The organism is Micromonospora sp. M51 (genome assembly GCF_018070305.1).
Lineage (GTDB): Bacteria > Actinomycetota > Actinomycetes > Mycobacteriales > Micromonosporaceae > Micromonospora > Micromonospora parva.
Genome location: NZ_JAGPXZ010001296.1, coordinates 1 through 901, shown reverse-complemented (window position 1 = coordinate 901; position 901 = coordinate 1). Strand labels below are relative to the sequence as shown.

Genomic DNA, 901 nt, shown 5'->3' with positions numbered 1-901 from the left:
ATCGACCACCGGGTCGATCGCGGTGCTGGCCGGCCCGGAGGCGGCGGTCGCGCGTTCGTTGAGCACCGCGTCGACCGCCTCGCTCAGCCACTGCTCGGCAATCGCCGAACGACCACCGGCATCCAGCGCCGCGCTGACGTAGGCGGGGGCGTCGGGCTGCGTGCGCAGCAACGGGCGCAGCGCTGTCAACTCTGCCATCGCCTCGTCGTCCCGACCGCCGGCGCGGAACAGCGCCCGGGCCCGCAGCGCCCGGGCGAACCCGGCCCGCGGATCGTCCCCGGACGGGTACGCCGCCAGGGCCCGCTCCGCGTAGCGCAGGGCGGCATCCGGTCGGGACCGGATCTCGGCGATCTCGGCGGCCAGTGTCAGCGCGTCCCCGGCGTCGTCGGGATCCTCCAGTCGGCCCTGCTCCGCCGCCTCGGCGAGATCAGCGGCGACGCCGAGCGGGTTGGCCGTCCCGAGCGCCGAGCGGCGAAGTTCAGCGAGGTCAGCCTTGGTGAGTACGTCTTTCGTCGACACGATCTCACGGTACGTCCGGGTGCTCGCGGTATGCGGGCAGATCACCTGTTACGCCGCTCTCATGCCGCCCGCCGGGCGGACTACGACCACGCGCCGGCCGCAGCGGCCCGTTCGGCGTAGGTGTCGAAGTCGAGCGGGTCCCGTCCGAGAACTCGACGTACCCCGTCGGTCGGTTCGGCGAGATGGCCCGCCCGCATCCCGGCGAACAGGGCGTTCAGCCCCGTGGCCGCCTGCGCCGGATAACCCTCGGCGCGCAGTTCGGCGTGGTACTGCTCCGGAGTGAGCTCCACGTAGCGGATCGAGCGGCCGGTCACCCGCGCGATCGTGGCGACCGCCGTAGCGAAGGTGAGCGCACGGGGGCCGGACAGGTCGTACACCTGTC

2 pseudogenes are annotated in these 901 nt (G+C 73.1%); both read right to left on the bottom strand.

Features of this window, described 5'->3' with window-relative positions:
* Positions 1–519, bottom strand: a pseudogene (locus KBX53_RS34390) (hypothetical protein); the annotation flags it as partial.
* Between the two features lie 80 nt (positions 520–599).
* Positions 600–901 (bottom strand): annotated as a pseudogene (locus KBX53_RS34385) (NmrA family transcriptional regulator); the annotation flags it as partial.